An 18,797-nucleotide genomic window follows, 5' to 3' on the forward strand; every position below is an offset into this window, starting at 1 on the left:
CTCTTATTGCCGATGAATTAGCCGCTAGGTAGTGATCCGATAGTAGCGGTAAGCTATCTTGCTTATCTAGCCTGAGTTGTGTAGAATATTGACTAATAAAAATAATTACCTGACAAAGGATTTCTCGACTGGTGAGAGGGAGTCTATCTTTCTCTAAAAAAATGGATAATCACCTTGGGGAACCCTTTGGTATTTTATCCATGACTACAATGCACAGCAAAGCAAAGGATTAAGCCACCATCACTACTACCGAATCACCACCCCCTACAGGAATTAATAACACAGGTCTTAAACCGCTTCTAGTCGCCTTTAGGTTTAAATTTGCCTGAAGACGTTTTTAGCTAGGTTAGAGGCGAATATAGCCTCGCTCTCGTGCCTAGTTTAAAGGGGATGGAACCCGATAGTGTTTTTGTAGGGGAACGGGTGATGGGGGTAGAGGTGGACAGTGCGATCGCTAATTTGGCTGAGTTGGCCCGCAGTCGCGGCTATAATGTGGTTACAAGGATGACAGCTTGGACAAAGTTAACCACGGCGTTCCCGGGAGGAAAAGCGCAACTAGAGACGATCGTGACGGGAGTGCATACTAGGGTCGATAATTATGAAATTATCGCTAGTTCTGTGGAAGCGATGGGTTTAGCTTTATCTGCACAGAAAAACCCCATCTTAAGTAGTGGTAAGTTTCGACAGGCGATTACTGCTTTACCCGCAGAAAATGATGGTTATTTTTACGTCGATTGGCGACAATTGCAACCGGTAATCGAGGCAAAATTCCCGATCGTGCGGGTGTTAGAATTATCGATTAAGCCTTTATTTAATAATCTGCGTTCTCTTACTATTAGCAGCCAAGGTAGCGAAAATTCTGTGCGTCGGGGAACGATTTTCTTTAATCTGGGAGTGAAATCGTAAGTTGAGGAGGGGTTAGGTGATCATCACGTCTGCAAATCATCGCTTAATCGGATTATCCGCTATAACCCACATCCCTTGATCATGTTTTATTTTGTGTATTCTCGCTCTTAACCTCTTGAGTTTTTTTCACTGTTATTAGTTTCATCGGGTGATTTTAACCAAGAATTAGCAACAGACTGAATAATTTTTCGTTTTTCTTCTAAGGCAATCTCTGGTTCCAGTTGTTCCGTCGCTGATAGTAAAATATTTAACTGACCAGTGTTGTAAAGCTCTTTATGATAATGATCCAAACGCTCATTAGCAGCTTTACCTTGATTAAAAGTTAACACTGTCACGGCTTCTAGAACTATACCACTAAAAATAGCCGCACTTCCACTACTTAGAAAGCCCGGATTATTTTTCGACAAATCGTAGATACCAAAACCAATCAAAGAAAATCCAGCAATTGAAGCTAGTATTGATCCTAAAAACCATGCTCCCGCTTGCCATCTTACACGTTTGTGATCCTCATCTATCTCTTTCGATAGGTCTTTTTCACTTTTATATTTTAATTCTTCAAATTTCATAGGGTCAGCATAGGCTAAAGCGATCTGATTAGCATACAGTGTATATGTGTAAGTCTCTTTCTCGCTTTGATCTCGATCAAGAGATTTAGAGAATAGTATCCACATAACTCCTATTTTATTACTAGAACCAGCGGAAAATGGTAGGCATAGTCCATGGGATATAGATAACTTGTTGAAAAGTTTTTGTTGCTCGGTTAGGATTTTATCTGAATCTAACCATTCTCCAGATTGCTTATTGTACACATCCAAAGATGTTATTTTAGTATCTTCGATGAAACTGCGTAAATCTTCATCTGGAGTAGGTACAACCTCATCTATATCTATGGAAAAAGATGCTTGGCCAATCATATTTTTCTTATATGGAATTACAATAACCGATTCAGCTTTTAAAGCTTCACGAGTCTCAGAAACTGCTTTATATAGCATATTTTTAGGAGACTCTCGGACTATTTTATCGAGAGATGTGTGAAGACTTTCGAGAATTTTGTTGTGATTACTTAAAAGATTCACAAAGTTTTTCTTTTGAAAAGCAATGGCCACCTGTCGAGCAAAATGTTCAATAACCTCCTGATGTAATTCCTTGAAAGCATAAGGTTGAGAATGTTCGAGACAAATCACACCAATTATCCTTTCGTCCTTGTCTTTTATGGGTACGGCTAAAAGCGAATGAGAGGTATCTTTTAAGGCGTATTTTTTCAAAATATCACGATCATTCTGTTTTTTACCTTGAACTTCACGATCATCATAGGTAAAAATATTAGATTTCCTGTATTCAATTTCTTTCGAGATGCCTTCTGATTTATTTGAGTCAAAATATCCCGTGAAAGAATACATAGGCCAATTGGCTTTGAGTTGCCACTCTCCTTTAGTATTACGGATTACCACATAGCTAAATAATTCAGATAGTATTGATACATAATTATTCCATTGTTGTTCAGTTTCCTGTTGTTTCTCAAGATTAGAACAACTTGGATAGCCTAAAAATCTAAGATCATCTTTTACCAGTGAGTAGGAATATTCAGCTACATCTTTTAACAATTTATCTGTATTATCTGTTGTAGCTATGTTTTGAATAGCTTCAGCAAAATCTTCGAGAGCCTTAGATCTGAAGGTATTTTCCAATAAAATGTTCTGGTCGTTGATAATGCTGGCCGCTTGACTAGCGAATAGCTCCACGGCAAATTTTTCAACTTTAGAAAATGGTTCTTCCGAATATTTATTCAAGTATAATACTCCCACAAGGCATTCTTTTTGTTTTTCATCAGCGATTTTCAGGGGAACAACTAGCTTATATTTGACATCCGGATGTTCTGGAGCGGGAGTAACACTTATCTTATCTGGTTGCTCTGAAGATACTAGAACTAACTTATCATTCTCTCTAGAAAATTCTAGAGTTTTGTTTAGCTTTATCGCTTGAAAAGTAGTACCAGTATTTTCTCCTTCTAAGCGAGGGGGTGATTCTTTTCCAGGTGGATAAGTATAATGTTCTCCCGTAGCTCGATATTGATTATTACCTAAATGTTGAAGCAGATGAATACTAGCCGAACCTGCACTTGTAACTTGTAACGCATAATCACAAATTTGGCGAAGTAATGCTGTTTTGTCTGGATTGACCACCAATTTAGCCATTTCTGAACTAATCTCGTTCGAGAATTCTAAAGTTTGTGTGCGCTCAATAACTGTAGCGGCACTGAGAGCAATACTTTCGATCAAGTCTCGATCGTAAACAGTAAAATAATCTGGTTTTTTCTTATAGCAACAAATCACCCCAATTATACGATTAGGTTTATTTTTGTTATTGATTGGTATCACTGGAACCGCTAATAAAGAAAGTTTATCACCGGGGTGTTTGAGGGTTGGAACAAAATTTTTATCTTCAAAAGCGTGAGGAACAATTCTACTTTTACCATCCTCTAACACAGCACCGACAATCCCGACACCTTTTTTAAATGGATGTGTACTTTTTTCTGTTTTTTTTGGAAAAATACCTTTAGCAGAAGCATATTCTTTAAGAAATATTTCCTTTTTGTCAGAGTCATAAGCTACCGAAAAATAATTGCAGTTATTGCAATCGAGCTTATCTTTCAATTTTTGCAGTATTTGTGTAATCAGAACTTCGCTTTTTAAGTCATCTCCCATTTCATTAATAATTTCTTCAAAGACTTCTTGATTTCTTTTTTTGAAAAATTCTACGATCGCTTGGGCAAAAATTCTACCAAAATCTTTAAGAAATTCTCTAAGTCTGTAGTCTGACGGTTCATAAGGTTTTCCCTGTATTTGATCGAGAGTAATAATAGCTATTGTCCTATTTTGATACTTGGCCGCTAATCCAATCCAAGAAATAATATCCTCTGTTGCAGCCTCTTTCGTCCAACCCAATTCACCTAGTTCTTCTTTGGTTTTGCTTTGAATCTTATCTATGATTAATACTGTGTTTCTATCAACATTTTTGATTAGCCTGTCTTTTTCGATACTTTTCTGAAGGTTTCGATCGGCACGATAACTGGCTCCACTTTGTTGATCGTAACCCGGTTGAGGATCATACCTAAATAAATATCGATTACCTTCTTCAGTTCGGTTATCAACTAATGAGATACTAGCCCTATCATACCCGACTGGATCCCTTTTTAAATATTCAAAAGCCCTATTGACCAAAGAATCTAAGTTATCAGTTCTCCATATATCCTGCTTAAATTTTTCCAGAGATTTTTTATATTTTATTTCCGATACAACTGCCTGTAGATATGCTTTAAAATTCGTATAATTTATTGGACAAATGAAAGGATATATGTTCCTCATCATCGCTTTTTCCATATTATCTTTTATCTGGTCTTCTTCAATTCCAAAAATGACAAAAAATCCCAAAATCTGGTTCTGTTTCTCTATCTTTTCGCTAAAGTAAATCCAGTCATTACAATGTTCGCTATCAACCCATAAAATCAAAAGATCGATATCACTCAGATTAGTAGAAGATAGTTTTTCCTTAGCCTGATCTTTTTCGTATATTTCGAGTTCGATTGATTTATCATTGTTTAATAATTTTTTTATCGTTCCCAACATTTCTTGACGATATTTGCTAAAGTTATCATCATCGTTAGAGAGATTAAGAAATAATATTTTAGTATCCATATAAATCTATCCTCAATTTGTATAGAGAGACAAAAAAACGAAAACACTCACTCCCCCTTTGCCCTTCTTCTAGTCAGTACCTCACCTCGCTACCAAGAAGATGATGAAAGTATCTGAGATTTTTTGCGCCACCAATTTTGAGTCAATCCAGATATATAATCCAACAATTAACTCAAGCAAGTCATCCACAAGGAGTTTTAAAACTATCCGCGTTTAGACCTACAACCATTCTAGGCTCGGCTACTAAGTATAAATACTAAACTGAAACAATTTGTTACATAGGATTTGCTGAAAAATTTTGTTGATGGGGTTAGGAGTCGGTCGTCAGCAGGGCAACTCAGAATAACAGAATAACCTCTTACACTGTGAAGCAGAACTCTTCGCAATTGTTTCTGTCACTTTTTGGGCAAAAAAAGCCCAAAACCATTTTCTAGCAGAACTTACATCGATATTCAGCCAACTCTTGGTAAGAGATTTCCGACAAGCCGCCGAACTGTTCCGCCAGCAAGGAAACGCTGCGGCCTATGAAAAGGTTATGGAAGTCCTGCGGCAATTAGGCGCGGTCTAGTCCTTTTTCTTGGGTTGAGCGAATCAATAGGTTAAAGAAAACCTCTCAATTTTAGGGGGAAAACGAAACCCAACAGCCAACACCTCAATCCGTCTGAATGAGCGATCGCTTCTCATGGCTTTTTGTGGGGTTTCCTTGGGTCAATCCAACCGACGGTAATTGCTATGATTACTATAGGATTTGAAAAGGGTGCGCGTTCGGCCTTAATTGGGGTCTTAGGACAGGATGACCAAGCACCAATTTTATCTAGTCCCGTGGGAGCATTATCTTTTATCGGCGAAAATAGCCTTTTAGTCGCCGCTAGTCGCGATTTAAATCGTTTTTGGACTCATACCAAATTTCAAAAACTATGGCATACTTATAGAAAAGATGATTAAGTGGATAAATTGGCGATGCTGGTCGTACCCAAAATTGATATTGTTGAGTCAGTAGAAGATTTAAAAGAATTAATGAAACAACAAAAAAGTAGTTTAGCCTACGCTAAAGTACAGTCCTTATATTTTTTGAAGATGGGGGAGGTAGAGACGGTTCGCCATTTAGCGGTATTAATGGGACGAGGGGAAAGAACAATCCATCGCTGGTTAAGTAAGTTTCTACAAAAAAAGGAGGAATCGAGCGATTATTATCTGAAGGAAACCCACCAGGAAGACCGAAAAAGATTTTGGTAGAAGAAGTCGCTCTTTTACAAAACGAATTAAAAGACCCAGTGGGTTTTACCAGCTATAAAGAGATTTATTTTTGGCTCTCGGTCATTCGAGAAATTTCCGTCAGCTATACAACAGTTTATCGTCTCGTTAGACAGGAATTAGGAAGCTCAATTAAAAGTACCTAGACCAGGAAATCCGAGACAATTGCCTGGCGAAGTAGATGAGTTGAAAGCGAACTTATCTAAACGACTAAAAGCTTTACTAGACAGGGAAAGCGAGAAAGTAAAGCGTTACGAGAAAGTAAGTTTTTGGTGCGAGGATGACAGTAGATTTGGTTGTCACACTATTGCTCGGAATAAAATAACTCTTTTCGGAGTTAAGCCGATTGGTAATTTTCAATATAACTTCCAATGCTTTTGGCTGTACGGGGCTGTAGAGCCTCGACAGGGCAGAAGCTTCTTCTATGAATTCTCCCCTCTAGATGGGGATTATTTCGGAGAACATCTATTACAACTATCGCAAGCTTTTCCCAATGAATTACATATTTTACAAGTAGATAACGCTCCTGCACATATGGCGGGACACTTAGAAATTCCCGACAATATTATCTTGTTTTATCAACCTTCTTGTTGTCCTGAAGTTAACCCCGCAACAGAGAGTTTGGCTGTACCTGAAAAATTTTCTGGCATGGGAAACTTTTGAATCTCTTGATGCTTTAAGAGATAAACTCGATGCTCTTTTAAATCGTTTATCCAATGACACTATCGGGTATTTAACGGGATGGTCTTGGATTTTAGAAGCTCTATGTCTGTCAGGAATTTAGAAATTTGGTCTAAGTAGTGATGTAGAAGCGACTTTTAAGGGAGATACCAGTCTAATCCTCGAATTCTCAAGCTTTTACTTTAATAGTGGCGAAAAACTCTTCTTTTTGATAGACTAATCTTACCGTTTTCTACCCCCGAGGAAATTCCCCTTCCGGCAGCAGAATGCGACCTTGACAAATTAACAGTGATCCGGTATATGTGGGAAAATTGTCTTAAAATATTATCTACGCTGCTACTATCACTAAACTAGAAAATTAAAGAGCGCATTGGCTTAATCCTTCTCAAAAGTTAAAATTCTATGGCTGAAAGCTTGAACCATAAATCCGAAAAACCTTCCCCCCCTCCCGTACCCCAAGAAAATCCTTGGCTAGAAGCAGTTAAAACCATTGTCACGGCTGGAATTTTGGCCTTTGGCATCCGCACTTTTGTGGCTGAGGCCCGTTATATTCCCTCTTCTTCCATGGAACCCACTCTCCAGATTAACGATCGCCTAATTATCGAGAAAGTTAGCTATCATTTTCAGAAGCCAGAACGGGGTGATATAGTGGTTTTTAGTCCGACAGCCGCTCTCAAAGCTCAAAATTTTCAGGATGCTTTTATTAAACGGGTGATTGGACTGCCGGGGGATAAGGTGCAAGTCAAAAACGGTTTAGTTTACGTCAACGGTAAAGTTTTAGCGGAAAAGTATATCGCCGAAGAACCTAATTATACTTACGGACCGGTGACAGTTCCCCCCGATCAATATCTGGTTTTGGGCGATAATCGCAATAATAGTTATGATTCCCACGCTTGGGGCTTCGTTCCCCGGGAAAACTTAATCGGTCGCGCCGTGGTGCGTTTTTGGCCCTTCAATCGTCTGGGAGGACTTGACAACCCCGACGCTGCCATAAATCAGAATTAATGTCAACAAAATAAATATAAAAATTCCCCCTAGTTTTAGGGGGATTCGAGCATCTATTTGAACATATTACTCACGGAATTGTCCTCATGGATGCGCCATATTGCCTCACCCAGAATCGGGGCAACCGGCAAGACTTTCAGTTGCGGGAAAAAATGGTCTTGTGGGACGGGAATCGTGTTAGTAACGATCACCTCCTCGACTATGCCACTGGATAAACGCTCGATCGCAGGACCGGAAAAAACCGGATGGGTGGCACAAGCATAAACCTGCCGCGCCCCTTTGGCTTTCAGTAACTGCGCCCCTTGAGCGATCGTACCAGCCGTATCGATCATATCATCGACTAAAACCGCCGTTTTATCCTTAACATCGCCGATCAAGTTCATCACTTCCGCCACATTATGGGTTTGCCGGCGTTTATCAATAATTGCTAGGGGCGCATCACTGAGTTTTTTGGCAAAAGCCCGCGCCCTGGCCACCCCACCCACATCGGGAGAAACCACCACGATATCGGGTAATTTTTTACTGAGAAGATAGTCCACCACCACTGGGGAACCGTAAACGTGATCGAAGGGAATATCGAAATAACCTTGAATTTGGGACGAATGCAAATCCATGGCCAACACGCGACTTGCCCCCGCTTCCGTGATCAGATTAGCCACCAGTTTAGCGGCGATCGATTCCCGGCCGGCGGTTTTGCGATCGGCGCGAGCATAACCATAATAGGGAATTACGGCGGTAATTTGTCGGGCAGAAGCACGACGACAGGCATCAATCATGATCAACAATTCCATCAAATGATCGTTGACGGGATTGCAACAGGGTTGAATTAAATAGACATCACAGCCGCGGATCGATTCCTGAATCTGGATGTACAATTCACCATCGGCGAAACGTTTACGAATCATCGGCCCCACATCCATACCCAGATAACGGGCCACCTCTTGGGCGAGAGATACATTAGCGGATCCCGAAAAGAGACGCAGACGATTGCTGTCCGACGCGGCGGGAAACATCGGATGTCGCATCAAAGTAGCAGAATAGCTCACAGCAGATTCTTTACCCTCAAACTCAAGGCACTTTTTTCTATCATCTCAGTTTTGTTGAAAATCTGAGTGGATTTCTTTGTTAGATCTCAATCATAACCAATTACCGATCATTTTCGAGCCGTTGCAGCCCCTTTTAGCAGCAACGGCCATGGCAAAATTGCCGCCGGATTTTGTCAAAACCGATTAACGTTTGGCTAACTTTTTCACCGGTAATTTACGCAGACGGATCGATTTCGGGGTAATTTCCACCAACTCATCTGGTCCAATGTATTCGAGGGCGCGTTCGAGACTCATATCCACGGGGGACTGTAACTGAACCAATTCATCCCCGGTGGCGGAACGATGGTTAGTTAACTGTTTAGTTTTGCAGATATTGATCTCCACGTCTTGAGGCCGGTTACTTTCGCCGATAATCATGTTTTTATACACTTTTGTCCCCGGAGTAATAAAGAATACCCCCCGGTCTTCGGCGTTTTTGAGGGCGTAGAAAGTGGCCACTCCTTCCTCAAAGGCAGTAATCACACCATTGTAACGGGTGGCTAATTCCCCGGAGAAAGGACGATATTCGAGAAAACTATGGTTCATAATCCCCTCACCGCGACTCAGACGGATAAATTCCCCCCGGAAACCGATTAAACCCCGGGCCGGAATCACGAATTCCAATTGAGTACGGCCATTGCTGCCCGTCTGCATATCCTGCATTTCCCCTTTCCGTTGGCCGAGACGTTCGATACTGGAACCCACCGCTTCTTCGGGTACATCTAAAACGAGGTATTCGTAGGGTTCGCAGGGTTGACCGTTAATTTCCCGATAGATAACCTGCGGCTGCGATACTTGGAATTCGTAGCCTTCCCGACGCATGGTTTCGATGAGAATGCCTAAATGTAGTTCTCCCCGGCCCGAAACCAGGAATTTCTCGGCAGAATCACTTTCTTCCACCCGTAGGGCGACGTTAGTTTCTAATTCTCGCATGAGACGATCGCGAATTTGCCGCGAGGTGACAAAAGTGCCTTCCTGACCGGCAAAGGGAGAATCGTTCACCGAGAAGGTCATTTGTAGGGTCGGTTCATCGACTTTAATTAGGGGTAAAGCTTGCGGGTCATCGGCTAAAGTTACGGTTTCCCCGATGTTAGCGTCGGCAAAACCAGCCACAGCGACGATATTACCGGCGCTGGACTCGTTTAATTCCACCCGTTTGAGGCCTTCAAAACCAAGAAGTTTTGTTATTTTACCCTTGACAATTGCGCCCGTATCCTTTACTAAAGCGGCCTGTTGACCAGCTTTAATTACGCCGTTATGGATGCGGCCGATAACGATGCGTCCTAAGTATTCCGAATAATCGAGGGTGGTTACTTGCAACTGTAGAGGTTTGTTAATGTCCCCGGCTGGTGGTGGAACGTGGTGTAAAATCGCCTCAAACAGGGGCTGCATATCTTTGTCTTCGTCTTCGAGGCTTTCTTTGGCGAATCCTTGCATCCCGGAAGCGAACAGAGTAGTAAAATCACATTGGTCGTCATCAGCACCCAGTTCCACAAACAGATCGAAAACTTTGTCCACGGCTAGGTTAGGATCCACGTTAGGGCGATCGATTTTATTAACCACGACAATCGGTCTTAATCCCTTTTCTAGGGCTTTTTTCAGCACAAAACGGGTTTGGGGCATCGGCCCCTCGTTAGCATCGACAATCAGGATACAACCGTCCACCATACCTAAAACCCGTTCCACTTCGCCACCAAAGTCGGCGTGACCGGGAGTATCGACGATGTTAATCAGGGTGTCTTGGTAACGAACGGCGGTGTTTTTGGCCAGAATGGTGATACCGCGCTCTCTTTCCAGGTCATTGGAATCCATGACGCAGGTGGGTACATCTTCCCCTTCTCGAAAGATTCCCGACTGTTTGAGGAGTGCATCGACGAGGGTGGTTTTCCCGTGGTCAACGTGAGCAATGATAGCAACGTTACGGATAGGCAGAGACATAAAATATTGAAGTAGTCTTAGGTTTATTTTTACGAGTAAACATTTCTTAATAATTCTAGCTTAGACTGACCAGCACCGTTAGCAAATCTTTATTTTTCCTTGGTTTCCCATCAGCAAGCTCTACTGATTACTGTTGACAGACTCCCCAAACCCTAGGCAAGCAACCCACCCTCGTAGGAGTCGAGACGATAGAAAAGACAACTGGAGGCAGGGGGTAGGGGTAAATTGAAGCTAGAGTGAAAATCCTCTTGAACTTTGTGGGTTAAGCGGGGGGAAACTTGGCGAACAATTTGTGTCAACAGTTTATCACCGGTTTTTTGGAGAATGGAACGGGGAATTTTATGAATAAACTTGGGAAACTTAACCATAACATCCATACGCAGTTCCCAGGTGACTTGGGTGATAACCGCCGGAATATCCCGTCCCTGTTGCCGAAAAATTGCCTCAATTTCCTGACTAGGAGAAGATAGCGGCATTTCCTCTAGTTTCATAATTGCCTGATAATCCACTAGATAGCCCAAAAACGGTTGATCGGGAATGGGGACACTGCGAGTATGATAGACTCCATTGACGGGCAGATCGAGAACCACAGCGATTTTCGGCTCCAGTTCATAGCCAAAAGCTCCATATTTACCGATGGTGATGATATAACCATTGTCACCGAAGGGCAGAGTTTTCATCGGTTCGGCACAACGACAAAACCAACCTTCGTGAGCGCCCAGATAATCGGCAACCGTGTCCTGATTGCTATACATATCCATAGAGCCGGCAAAACGGGTTTGAAAACCGAGAAATTGATTGTCTTCTTTGACTTCTACAGATTCGCGAGCTAGGGAGTTAATGGGGGGACACTGCATGACTTATAAACCTGGCAAATGATAGTGTTAGAAAAATTTGGGGATTAACCGCCAAAGGATCGGGGAAATTTGTAGAATTGAGATTAGTGTAACGTATTGTTAAAAACTATTTGGTTAAGAAGCGATGAAAGCATTTGTAGCAGGAGCCACAGGGGAAACGGGACGGCGAATCGTTGCCCAATTAGTCGAACGTCAGATTCCCGTGCGTGCTTTGGTGAGAAACCGCGAGAAAGCGGCGGAAATTTTGCCAGCAGGGGTGGAAATCGTCGTCGGAGATGTCCAACAGGCCGATAAGTTAGAGGCACTAATCGCTGATTGTAGCGTTTTGTTATGCGCCACGGGAGCCAGACCGAGCTTTAATCCCACGGAACCTTTGTTAGTGGACTACTTGGGAACTAAAAATCTCATCGATGCCGCCAAAAAGAAAGGAATCGAACATTTTGTTCTCGTTACTTCCCTCTGTGTGTCGAACTTTTTCCATCCCCTCAATCTCTTTTGGTTAATTTTATTCTGGAAAAAACAAGCGGAAGACTATTTAATCAATAGTGGACTAACCTACACGATTGTGCGCCCCGGAGGCCTTAAAAACGATGATAATCTTAATGCCATTAAAATGTCATCCGCCGATACCCTTTCTGAGGGCAGTATTCCCCGCACGAAAGTGGCCTCGGTTTGCGTAGAATCCCTATTTTATCCCGCCGCTAACAATAAAATTATCGAAATTGTTGCTCCCTCAGATGCTCCCAATCTCGATTGGTCACAATTGTTTCAAAGTGTCGGCTAAACAGTAATCAGTAATCAGTGATCAGTAATCAGTGATCAGTAATCAGTAATCAGCAAACAGTAATCAGTGAAATGATAACCCAAATGTGGAAACTAAAAACTCATATCTGATAACTGGTAACTGATAACTGATAATCCGTTAACCTCTTAACCAGTCAAATAATTGACCGAGGGTGATTTGAAAATTCGTCGCAAAAGCGGGGACGGGTAAAAGAGCATTTTCTGATTCAAAAATAGCGATAGTTCGATCACTAAAATAAACAAAGATAATTTCTTCTTCAGGGTCGATTAACCAACCCATTTGAGTGCCGTGATCCAGACAATAAAGGATATTTTTAACAACTTTAGTCTGATTTTGATCTGGAGAGAGAATTTCAATTAGCCAGTCAGGAGCGATCGCAAAAGTATTTAATACTTTTCCCTCGCTATCGCGAGGAATATTTTCCCAGAGAAAAACTGAAACATCAGGAACTAGAGAACGACTGCCAAAAGTACAACGCAATTCAGGATAGGCACGGGCAATTCGTTGGGGTTTTAGACTAGCGTTAATAGCTGGAACTAAATCACCTTGAATAGTGCTATGTTTACCCTGGGGCATCGGTTTAGGAATAATTTGACCGTCAATAAATTCCTTGCGGGGTTTAGTTTCTGGTAATTGCAGAAATTCCCTTATTGTCAGGGAATTATTAACAGTGACAACCATAAAATTTTTTTATTGATCGCTATGATCGTTAATTTTATCGCAATTTCTCCAAACAGAGAAGATCAAAAACGGGGCGTTGTCAAATTGAAAGATGATCCGAATCAGATGGGAACTCAAATTACTTTGATAGCAAGGATTGCATTGAATCTTTCATATTCTGATCTGACAACGCCACTTTACAAATCTTGCCAAGAAATATTAGGAATAAACTGACCGATTATCTCCGGATCATCAGTCCATTCAATTTCTGTAATTTCTCTTCTGGGAGTTACCGCAGTAAGTTTAGATTCAATTGATAAAAGCAGGTCTGCGTTTAGCCATGACTCACTGTAATGGGAAAAATCGCTAACATTAACTAAGCCAAATTTTAACAGAGTACATTTTGAGATTAGTGCAGATGAATTGATCAAAAAAGTAGTGGAAGTTTCTAATAATCGGGAAAAACTCAATAAACTTAATAAATATCGATGTAAGGGGTTGCTAAGATCAAATTGATCTTCGGTAAATTCAGTGTTGTTTACACTAATTTCTTGATTTAGAAAGTAAATGAACCCGTTTTGAGGTGTTTTAAAAGCAAGAATATTGTCTAATTCTTCAATGGGTTGTAAAGATTGAAAAATTTGATTAGCTGATTCGGTTGCTTGATAATAATTACCCGCTTGAAGATGTTTAAGTTGATCATAGAAATATTGAGGTAAAATAATATCTTTACCGAAATCTAGGATTAACGCTGGATTGTGAATACATAAATCAGGTTCAATTCCGTAAATTTCCTTCATTTTTGGGTTCCTTTTTTAAGTCAAATTAAATTAATTATTATCAGGTAAAGTATATAATCGAGTGTGTTCACTACTTCCACATTGATTACACCTATTTCCACTTTCTTGCCAACTATCTTGACGATGAGCTAGAGTACAGTTACTACAGAAATAAACCTGTTGCCTAGGTCGAAATTCTTCTTGAGTTAAGAGATCTTTTGTCCCAATGACTGATTTTAATAATTCTTGAATGGTGTAATTATAGTCAGTATCTAAAAAGGCAGTATTGTTATTCGTAGAATGATCATTAGATGAATCTTCTAAAAAATCGTTTGATTCCCATACTTCAACTAATTCAAACTCAGGTAAAGTAAATTCTTGTGGGTTAGAATTAGATAATTCGGGAGGAATATCCCGCCATACTATTGAAGATTGATCAGGTGTGGGAGTAGGTCGATTAGATGATGATGTGGAAATATCTCGCCATCTAATTGAGGAGGGGTGGGAAGGTAGTCTCGAACCGTTGGCTTTATTAAAACAATAAATAATAATTCCAGCAATAAAAATACATCCAACAGCAACTAACCAAAACATAGAGATAACCTATTAATTATCCACGATCTTCCCATTTAATTTGTCTTAAATCAATGGGACTAGGCACAGTATAAGCTTTAGTGCTGTTTCCATGACCACAAGAACTGCATTGACAATTATTATATTGCCAACTATCTTCATGGTAAGCTAATCGGTGGACTGAACATAGATAAACTTTTTCTCCAGGCCGAAAGGGTTCTTGACTAATCATATCTCTAATTTCTCCCTGACTTATATCAATCAGAATATTATTAAGATCATCAGGTATAGGAACAACATTTTTGTTAGCCAAAGAAGATGAAGTTGATGGTGACGACTGAGAATTGCTACTGTTCCTACTAGAGCTATTATTGCTAATAGCACCTATTACGATTAATATAGCAAGGATTATCCACCCAATCGGAAACCATGCAATTAAAGCTAGAAGATATATGATACCAAGCCAACCAGAACATCCAGAATTACTGTTATTGTTACTCATAATAACCCCTTCCTGATTCTTTATAATCCCTCCCTGATTCTTTGTAGATGAGAAGTGTTTTTAGTTAGATATTCAATACGATTTGGTATGTAAATAACGCTATCTACACTTTCTCCACTTTTTCCTAAATCTTCTTGATTGGGATTTGAATTGTAGCTATACATAAAGAAAATAAAGCCTTTATCAGCATTCTCGCCGACTGATATAGGAATACTTCTATCTTGGATATTCTTTCCTTGAAAGTAAATATCAAAATGAGGATCAAAAATAGATCGAGCATCGACGTTATCCATTTTCCGAGATAAATCAATTTCTTGATATTTTAAATTAACCGATTGAATTGACTGTTTTTGTGAGGGTTTAGCGACAAGCAGTTTAACTCTTCCACCACTACCAAGCTTATCCCCACTTTTAAGAACAGAAGACTTAAGATATTCTGGGTGGCTATCGCTTAACTCCCTTAGGTTTTGAAAATCTTTTGATGACATTTCTTCTATGTAAAATTCAAACGGAGAGTTATGTTGTTGACTGTTAAAGATATTCCCTAAACCTAGTAAATTAGCAAGTAGGAGTAGGACAATAACAACAATTCCCAAGAACATCAGAAATTGAATTATATCTATTTTTTTTCTAGGTATTCTTCGATTTTTTGATGATCTATCTTGCCAAGTTATGGCTAAATTTTCAGAGGATATATTAACATTATCATTTCTTTTTCTTTCGGGATAGTCACTTCTCCGATAATAATTATCTGAGTCAGGTCTATCTAATGCTCTTGCTTCACGTTCTTTTCGTAAATTAGCACCAACATTTCCATAAATTTTAGGTTTAATTTGTTGAGCCGTTCTTCCCAGAAAAAATTTCATGTCTTCACGACAGGGATCATAAACAATAGATAAGCACCAAGGATGATAAAAAAATGCCTGTTGCGTGTTCATATCTGTCCCAGACATAAAAGCACTCAGATTAGGATGAGAGTGATACCAACCCACAATATTATCGTCTGGATGTTGTGCCTTAGCATAGTCCATAATTCCTGTCCAAGAATTAGGGGTAAAATCTAAATGTGCGCCTGTGCCAACAGTAGCAGGGGCAGCTACGGCTGCGGTAATATCAACATAGATTCCTAACTCAGTATCTTCATAGGCATTTCCGAAAAGAATTCCCCCTTGTTCAACTCTTAGGTTAGATTTTAAATGAGCTTTTAGATTGCTTAGAGCATCGGCATTAATATATACTCTATGTACGCTTCCTTCAGGTTGACGATTAATACCTTTTTGTCCCATAAAATCACTGAGATTTTTAGGAATTGGTTTATAAACATCATCGCTTTCTTGCCAGACGATATTTATTTCTTCTCGGTTAGACATGATAATTTACCTATGGAATAGTGAGCAAAAAAGTTTTTACGGACATTGAGGGCAATCATCTAAGAAAATTGCCCATTCTTTTACTATCTAAACATCAGTCCAACTGATATCAGTCCAACCAATATTAACTTTGAAGGTTTGGGTATCAACGGGGAACCTTGACATATTATTACTAGCCCAAGTTTTTGCTGTACTATTAGCAGGACTGTCTAAATTTAGGACATCTTTAGAGTATTGAATAATTTTGCCAATTCTCAAAATTAACTCGGTTACGGTTTCTCCCGGTGTCCAATAATTTCCTAGACAGACATTTTGGTTAGAAAAAACATTAGGATGAAAAATGGGCGTTAAAAACTGTGCATCGGGTTTTTCTCTAGGATAATTAGTTCCTAGTATGATTTTTACCTGATGAGTATTGCGATAAACAGGATTATTACCATTAACTTGTTCTATCCCCTTACATCGGTATTCGATGATATATTCATAGGGGGGATTTCCTGTTTGAGAAATCAGTTTTAAACTACCGCCAGAATTCGCAATTAATTCTGAGACTTGTCGTAAATCATTGGTTAGCCTTGTTTCTCTAACACCCATAATTAACCCGCCTCTAAGATAGGATAAACTTCTAAAAGATCGCCATTTTGAACCCCTGCTGAAGCTAAACTGGTTGCTCCTTCTAATTGTTGACCTGTACTCTGTAAACGCACTGCATAATCAACATTAGCAGGTAAATTCCATTTGGATTGAGTAGTAGAAACAATTTGATCTACTGTCAAAGTGGCAGGTAAAGTTACAGCAGCTTTACGGGTTCCATCTGCCATACGAACGGTAACAGATAAATCGCTCATAGTTCCTCCTATGTTGGGCAAAATTGAATTGATATTCGACCTTGGGATGTCTCGCAATGTAGAATCTCGTTATGAGGAAGACATAATTGTTCAAGGTTAATAGGGTTTTGGGTAGTTGCTAAAGAGAATTTATCTAATATCTGAATCTGTCTTTCTTGTTGACAGTTAGGACAGACAATATCTCTTTCAGCAAACTGAGAACGAGGAATGTTGATCGGTTCTTGATCACCACAATTTAAGCATTGCATCCTATCAATGACTTCATTTCGTAGCCAAAGCACCGAATCAGAAAATCCAGACACATCTAACTGTTTAAGAATTTCCTCAACCGTTAAACTTGGTGAATAAGTTAACTTAATACTCGGTTCAAGGGTTAAATCATGGGCTAAACAATACTCTTGACGAGGAATTTTGACCTTAAAGGCATTCCAAGGATTTAAGTTCAGAAAAAGCTTTTCTCCTGCTTCTAATACCCCCTCTTTTTGGTGTAAATAAAGTAAAGCCTGTTGAACTTCCATTGCCGCAATAATGGAAGTAATTGTCGCAGTTGTGGGTATTGATTTCTCTGGGAGATCCCGTTTTAAACCTTGACAAGAATATCGCTGGTTTCGGCGTTTCCACATCCGATCTGTAATGGTACATTCATAACAAGCAGCATCGGTGTTAGGATCGAAGAAACTGATTTCTCCATTAACCACACCAATTCCCCCATTAATCCACGGAATCCCCGCACGATAGGCCATGTTATTAATTGCCCAACGAGCATTAATACTGTCTAAACAACCAATAATAATGTCATGTTCCCGCACATTCCCGACACCAAGATCAAACTCTAAATCTCCCTGAATTGCTCTCACTGATATGTCGGGATTAATCTCTAGTATCATGCGACGGGCAACTTCGACTTTAGGCTGATTTACGTCTGACTCTCTAAATAAAACAGAACGAGTCAAATTAGTAATTGATACAGTATCAAAATCAATGACAGTGATGTGACCAACGCCAATTAAAGCCAGATTTTTCAGTACCTCATTCCCTAAAGCACCCGCCCCAACAACTAATACGTTTGCACGGGTAAGTTTATCTTGATTCCACCAATCGATTAGGCCATGTCGGGAATATCGTTCATCTGGCGGTAGAGATACATCAGTCCATTCCATATACTCTAAGAACACTGAGAAATATAGGCTGTTTACTGATTTTATTCAGTGCCTATACCGATATACTACTCCATGATTTCAGAAAAACATCAGGGTAAATGCTAACAAATATCAGATTTTTTACTAAGATGCTATCAGGAGTTTATCAGGATGTAACAACAATGCACAATGAGCCATTTACTCAAGCAGCGCAACAGTGGGACTTACAAACCCTCTACGCTGATCTCACCTTCGCCAAAGGAAAACCCCTAACCCCTGTGGAAAAAACTCATCTGCGTGGCCTACTGTGTGGCTGTAGTCCCTCAGAAATCGCTGAAAAACTCCATAAAAACCCTAACGGGGTAGAGACGGATCTTTGTGCTACGGTGTATCGTTATGTTAAGAATTTACTGGATAAGAATAACGGACGTATTGATAATTGGCGTAATATTACCCAATGGTTAGAAGAAGCAGGTTATAAACATCCTTCTGCTGAAATTCCCATTAATAATGTATTACCTGAACAAAGCGTTGTTAATATTACTAATATTAATTATGAAAATAAACAAATTGTTATTCATTTCAATCTTGCCATCCCTACCTCAAATAATATGCGTAGTTATCAAAATGAATCAGAAAAAAGTCAAGACGCTGAGAAAATGGATACTTGATTAAGCGTTTGAATGATGATCCTGTTCAT

General features: G+C 39.9%; 15 protein-coding genes and 3 pseudogenes. 6 read left to right on the forward strand and 12 right to left on the reverse strand.

The genetic code is table 11. From position 1 onward, the window contains the following. Positions 1-261: 261 nt before the first annotated feature. Positions 262-906: pseudogene (locus tag ACQY1Y_RS13910) on the forward strand (DUF3352 domain-containing protein); the annotation flags it as partial. A gap of 107 nt (positions 907-1,013) precedes the next feature. Here the strand turns inward: ACQY1Y_RS13910 and ACQY1Y_RS13915 are convergent. Continuing rightward, on the reverse strand, positions 1,014-4,601 hold the full coding sequence (locus tag ACQY1Y_RS13915) for a GAF domain-containing protein (protein WP_430012966.1): 3,588 nt from the start codon (positions 4,599-4,601) through the stop codon (positions 1,014-1,016). Positions 4,602-5,360: 759 nt separating this feature from the next. On the opposite strand from ACQY1Y_RS13915, the pseudogene ACQY1Y_RS13920 reads away from it, so the two are divergent. From ACQY1Y_RS13920 to lepB, 3 genes and pseudogenes are all read left to right on the forward strand, one after another. Beyond that, positions 5,361-5,507 (forward strand): annotated as a pseudogene (locus ACQY1Y_RS13920) (DUF3352 domain-containing protein); the annotation flags it as partial. A gap of 54 nt (positions 5,508-5,561) precedes the next feature. After that, positions 5,562-6,639 (forward strand): annotated as a pseudogene (locus tag ACQY1Y_RS13925) (IS630 family transposase). A 299-nt stretch (positions 6,640-6,938) separates the two neighbouring features. Continuing rightward, complete coding sequence (lepB, locus tag ACQY1Y_RS13930) at positions 6,939-7,541, forward strand: signal peptidase I (protein ID WP_419547119.1); 603 nt, start codon at positions 6,939-6,941, stop codon at positions 7,539-7,541. Between the two features lie 53 nt (positions 7,542-7,594). Here lepB and ACQY1Y_RS13935 read toward each other — a convergent pair whose 3' ends face one another. The 3 genes from ACQY1Y_RS13935 to ACQY1Y_RS13945 form a co-directional block, all read right to left on the reverse strand. Then, a complete protein-coding gene (locus ACQY1Y_RS13935; protein WP_043998328.1) occupies positions 7,595-8,566 on the reverse strand; it encodes a ribose-phosphate pyrophosphokinase in 972 nt (323 codons plus the stop codon). Positions 8,567-8,770: 204 nt separating this feature from the next. Further along, on the reverse strand, positions 8,771-10,564 hold the full coding sequence (gene typA / locus ACQY1Y_RS13940; RefSeq protein ID WP_185241042.1) for a translational GTPase TypA: 1,794 nt from the start codon (positions 10,562-10,564) through the stop codon (positions 8,771-8,773). Positions 10,565-10,716: 152 nt separating this feature from the next. Continuing rightward, a complete protein-coding gene (locus ACQY1Y_RS13945) occupies positions 10,717-11,421 on the reverse strand; it encodes a DUF1997 domain-containing protein (protein ID WP_430012967.1) in 705 nt (234 codons plus the stop codon). A 124-nt stretch (positions 11,422-11,545) separates the two neighbouring features. Between ACQY1Y_RS13945 and ACQY1Y_RS13950 the strand changes: the two genes are divergently transcribed. After that, positions 11,546-12,205, forward strand: coding sequence for an SDR family oxidoreductase (locus ACQY1Y_RS13950; RefSeq protein WP_002792219.1), 660 nt, complete (start codon positions 11,546-11,548; stop codon positions 12,203-12,205). A 138-nt stretch (positions 12,206-12,343) separates the two neighbouring features. On the opposite strand, the gene ACQY1Y_RS13955 is transcribed toward ACQY1Y_RS13950, so the two are convergent. The 8 genes from ACQY1Y_RS13955 to ACQY1Y_RS13990 form a co-directional block, all read right to left on the reverse strand. Further along, on the reverse strand, positions 12,344-12,907 hold the full coding sequence (locus ACQY1Y_RS13955) for a Uma2 family endonuclease (protein ID WP_002775499.1): 564 nt from the start codon (positions 12,905-12,907) through the stop codon (positions 12,344-12,346). 176 nt (positions 12,908-13,083) lie between these two features. Beyond that, positions 13,084-13,686 (reverse strand): hypothetical protein, encoded by a 603-nt coding sequence (locus ACQY1Y_RS13960; RefSeq protein WP_430012968.1) that lies wholly within the window; start codon positions 13,684-13,686, stop codon positions 13,084-13,086. Between the two features lie 30 nt (positions 13,687-13,716). Then, positions 13,717-14,259 (reverse strand): hypothetical protein, encoded by a 543-nt coding sequence (locus tag ACQY1Y_RS13965; RefSeq protein WP_002792222.1) that lies wholly within the window; start codon positions 14,257-14,259, stop codon positions 13,717-13,719. Between the two features lie 16 nt (positions 14,260-14,275). Then, positions 14,276-14,740: a hypothetical protein gene (locus ACQY1Y_RS13970; protein ID WP_002792223.1), complete on the reverse strand. Its 465-nt coding sequence runs from the start codon at positions 14,738-14,740 to the stop codon at positions 14,276-14,278. Positions 14,741-14,760: 20 nt separating this feature from the next. Next, positions 14,761-16,110: a Mov34/MPN/PAD-1 family protein gene (locus ACQY1Y_RS13975; protein ID WP_430012969.1), complete on the reverse strand. Its 1,350-nt coding sequence runs from the start codon at positions 16,108-16,110 to the stop codon at positions 14,761-14,763. Positions 16,111-16,197: 87 nt separating this feature from the next. Further along, positions 16,198-16,704 (reverse strand): ubiquitin-conjugating enzyme E2, encoded by a 507-nt coding sequence (locus ACQY1Y_RS13980; protein ID WP_430012970.1) that lies wholly within the window; start codon positions 16,702-16,704, stop codon positions 16,198-16,200. A gap of 2 nt (positions 16,705-16,706) precedes the next feature. Then, the gene (locus ACQY1Y_RS13985) at positions 16,707-16,958 is read right to left on the reverse strand and encodes an EsaB/YukD family protein (RefSeq protein ID WP_430012971.1); all 252 of its coding nucleotides are present in this window, start codon (positions 16,956-16,958) and stop codon (positions 16,707-16,709) included. Positions 16,959-16,966: 8 nt separating this feature from the next. After that, complete coding sequence (locus ACQY1Y_RS13990; protein WP_159249893.1) at positions 16,967-18,118, reverse strand: HesA/MoeB/ThiF family protein; 1,152 nt, start codon at positions 18,116-18,118, stop codon at positions 16,967-16,969. Positions 18,119-18,279: 161 nt separating this feature from the next. On the opposite strand from ACQY1Y_RS13990, the gene ACQY1Y_RS13995 reads away from it, so the two are divergent. Further along, positions 18,280-18,768 carry a helix-turn-helix domain containing protein gene (locus ACQY1Y_RS13995; protein ID WP_104396738.1) on the forward strand — a complete coding sequence of 163 codons (489 nt, stop codon included), beginning with the start codon at positions 18,280-18,282 and terminating at the stop codon, positions 18,766-18,768. Positions 18,769-18,797 lie beyond the last annotated feature (29 nt).

It is taken from the genome of Microcystis ichthyoblabe FBCC-A1114 (assembly GCF_050500245.1).
GTDB lineage: Bacteria > Cyanobacteriota > Cyanobacteriia > Cyanobacteriales > Microcystaceae > Microcystis > Microcystis ichthyoblabe_A.

What these genes read in the sequence shown, in the direction of transcription:
- ACQY1Y_RS13945 (WP_430012967.1), bottom strand. Translation starts at nt 11,421, where the DNA reads ATGCAGTGTCCCCCCATTAACTCCCTAGCTCGCGAATCTGTAGAAGTC.
- ACQY1Y_RS13985 (WP_430012971.1), bottom strand. Translation starts at nt 16,958, where the DNA reads ATGAGCGATTTATCTGTTACCGTTCGTATGGCAGATGGAACCCGTAAA.
- ACQY1Y_RS13915 (WP_430012966.1), bottom strand. Translation starts at nt 4,601, where the DNA reads ATGGATACTAAAATATTATTTCTTAATCTCTCTAACGATGATGATAAC.
- ACQY1Y_RS13950 (WP_002792219.1), top strand. Translation starts at nt 11,546, where the DNA reads ATGAAAGCATTTGTAGCAGGAGCCACAGGGGAAACGGGACGGCGAATC.
- ACQY1Y_RS13960 (WP_430012968.1), bottom strand. Translation starts at nt 13,686, where the DNA reads ATGAAGGAAATTTACGGAATTGAACCTGATTTATGTATTCACAATCCA.
- ACQY1Y_RS13965 (WP_002792222.1), bottom strand. Translation starts at nt 14,259, where the DNA reads ATGTTTTGGTTAGTTGCTGTTGGATGTATTTTTATTGCTGGAATTATT.
- ACQY1Y_RS13980 (WP_430012970.1), bottom strand. Translation starts at nt 16,704, where the DNA reads ATGGGTGTTAGAGAAACAAGGCTAACCAATGATTTACGACAAGTCTCA.
- ACQY1Y_RS13935 (WP_043998328.1), bottom strand. Translation starts at nt 8,566, where the DNA reads ATGCGACATCCGATGTTTCCCGCCGCGTCGGACAGCAATCGTCTGCGT.
- ACQY1Y_RS13995 (WP_104396738.1), top strand. Translation starts at nt 18,280, where the DNA reads ATGCACAATGAGCCATTTACTCAAGCAGCGCAACAGTGGGACTTACAA.
- ACQY1Y_RS13955 (WP_002775499.1), bottom strand. Translation starts at nt 12,907, where the DNA reads ATGGTTGTCACTGTTAATAATTCCCTGACAATAAGGGAATTTCTGCAA.
- ACQY1Y_RS13990 (WP_159249893.1), bottom strand. Translation starts at nt 18,118, where the DNA reads ATGGAATGGACTGATGTATCTCTACCGCCAGATGAACGATATTCCCGA.
- ACQY1Y_RS13975 (WP_430012969.1), bottom strand. Translation starts at nt 16,110, where the DNA reads ATGTCTAACCGAGAAGAAATAAATATCGTCTGGCAAGAAAGCGATGAT.
- ACQY1Y_RS13970 (WP_002792223.1), bottom strand. Translation starts at nt 14,740, where the DNA reads ATGAGTAACAATAACAGTAATTCTGGATGTTCTGGTTGGCTTGGTATC.
- typA (WP_185241042.1), bottom strand. Translation starts at nt 10,564, where the DNA reads ATGTCTCTGCCTATCCGTAACGTTGCTATCATTGCTCACGTTGACCAC.
- lepB (WP_419547119.1), top strand. Translation starts at nt 6,939, where the DNA reads ATGGCTGAAAGCTTGAACCATAAATCCGAAAAACCTTCCCCCCCTCCC.